At 69.8% G+C, this 2,162-nt stretch carries 2 protein-coding genes; one reads left to right on the plus strand and one right to left on the minus strand.

The features are described 5' to 3' along the window. The first annotated feature begins 290 nt into the window (after nucleotides 1-290). A complete protein-coding gene (locus VGF64_11445; GenBank protein ID HEY1635365.1) occupies nucleotides 291-1,484 on the plus strand; it encodes a lysylphosphatidylglycerol synthase transmembrane domain-containing protein in 1,194 nt (397 codons plus the stop codon). 27 nt (nucleotides 1,485-1,511) lie between these two features. Here VGF64_11445 and VGF64_11450 read toward each other — a convergent pair. Then, a partial coding sequence (locus tag VGF64_11450) for a hypothetical protein (protein HEY1635366.1) occupies nucleotides 1,512-2,162 on the minus strand: 651 nt, incomplete at its 5' end.

Below are 2,162 nucleotides of genomic sequence, written 5' to 3' on the forward strand. Positions count from 1 at the left end.
CCAACAGGATCGCCAGCAGCGACCCCTCCCGGTTCGCCCTCAGCGGGGTCGAGCGATCCCGGTCCACCACCTCGAGCGGGCCCAGGACCCGAAACTCCATCGCCCCCCCACGGGATCGTTTGTGCCACCAGCCTGACTCCCCCCATCTGCCAGGGCAAATGGTCGCTCCAGAGAACGCCCACCGAACGCCCAGCGAACGCCCAGTGGTCATCCTCAACATGGGCAACAGGTCTTCACGGAAGGACCTGGACCAGCCGAGTCGGGCAGACGGGGAAAGGGAAGGGTGGGTCATGCAGACGGCAGTGGTGCTCCCGAGCCAAAGAGGTGCGGACGAAGACCAGGGAGGCACCAGTGACGAGCTCGAGTCGAGGGCGTCCGAGGCGACGACCCTCAGAGTGGTCCTCGACGAGCCTCTCGCTCAGTGCTCGGGCGGGGCTCCTCGACGCCAGCTGTGGACCCGGTGGTTGCGGCGGACCGCGATCCTGGTCCTACTCGGGCTCGCTGCCCTGGCCGGAATCAGCCGTACCAACGACCTCGGTGCCGCCGGTCATCTTCTCGCTCACCCCCGCTGGCAATGGCTGATGGCAGCCCTGACGCTCGAAGCGGCATCGATGCTCGTCTTCGCTCGGATTCAGCAGCGTCTGCTCCGCGCCGGCGACGTCGACATCGGTCTCGGGTCGATGACGGCGATCACCCTCGCGAGCGACGCCCTGGCCCGCACGCTCCCCGGCGGAGTGGCATGGGGCGCCCCCTGGGTCTTCCGCCGGCTGCGGCGGAGGGGCGCCGACCGGCTGCTCGCCGGTTGGGTGGTGCTCGTTGCCGGAGCCCTGGGGAGCTTCGCTCTGTTCCTCGTCGTGGCGGCCGGAGTCGAGATCGCCGGCGACCGCGGACCGGTGGCCGACTTCCGGACGCTGGTGGCGGTCCTGGCCGCCATTCCTCTCGTGGCTGCGGGAGGCGTCCTGGTGGGGCGCCGCTCCGAGCGAGCGCGCTCAGTCGGTCAGGCATTGGTGGCGAGCGTCGCCACCAATGTCCCTCCCGCGGGTCACATCGTGCATGCCGTCACGGAGCTGGGGACTCGGGTCCGTGCGGTCGGGCTCGACCTGCGTGGGTGGATCCGCACTGGTGCATTGGCCGTTCTCAACTGGCTCTGCGACTTCGCCTGCCTGGTGGCGTGTCTGTCGGCGACGGGTGCATCGGTGCCATGGCGGGGCGTACTCGTCGCCTATGGCCTGGCTCAGGTTGCTTCCTGGATCCCCATCGTTCCCGGAGGTCTCGGCGTGGTTGAAGGCGGCCTCTCCTTTCTCCTCGTCGCCTACGGGATGCCGGCGGACAGCGCCTTGGCCGGCGTGCTCCTCTACCGCGTCGTGAGCTTCTGGGCCGTCGTACCGGCGGGCTGGGGGACCTGGGGTGTGTTGACCGCCCTCGAGCATCGGAGCGATCCAGGCAAGCAGCCTGTCATCGCCCCCGCGTTGCGCGCGGCCTAGATCGGCCCCGCAGCTCGATAGTCGAGGTCAGAAGCCGGGCGCACCGCACTGGCCGCTCTTGGAGGCGGCCACGTTGGGCTGGCCGTCGTCGGTTGGCGGCGGCACGTTGCCGGTGCACGACAAGGCGCCGGTCAGGTGGTTTCGCTCGAGCTCGGCGGGCGCGCCCGTGGTCCCCGTCACGCTGACCGCCCCGGTGATGGTGTTGCCGCCCAGCTCGACGGAGCCCGAGCTTTTCGTGATGGTCACGCTCTGCTTGATGACGTTGCCGCCGCACGGGGCCATCGAGTCGTCACGGTCGCCGCCGTCGCCGATCAGCACGAATCCGCTGGTCTTGGTCAGGCTCACGGCGCCGTTCACCGTGCTGGCGCAGATCCGGACGGCCGTGGCTCCGTTGGAGGAGACGGCCCCGTTGATCTGGGAATGGTCGGCGGCGAGGGCGGCGCCGGGCGCCACGGTCACAGCGCCGTTCACGGTCGCGCCCTGGAAGCATGTCGAGCCGGTGACGGTGATCGACCCGTTGTGGGTCCCACTGATGACCGTGCAGGTGACGTTCTGCACGAGCGGTCTAGCGGTGGCGGAACCGAGGAAGCTGGAGTCGCCGGAGTAGGAGGCAGTGATCTGCCGCGCGCCGGCGGTCAGCCCCGGGGTGGTCAAGGAGGCCTTGCCGCCGGCGAGGTT

This window comes from Acidimicrobiales bacterium, from assembly GCA_036491125.1.
GTDB lineage: Bacteria > Actinomycetota > Acidimicrobiia > Acidimicrobiales > AC-9 > AC-9.

What these genes read in the sequence shown, in the direction of transcription:
- VGF64_11445 (HEY1635365.1), top strand. Translation starts at nt 291, where the DNA reads ATGCAGACGGCAGTGGTGCTCCCGAGCCAAAGAGGTGCGGACGAAGAC.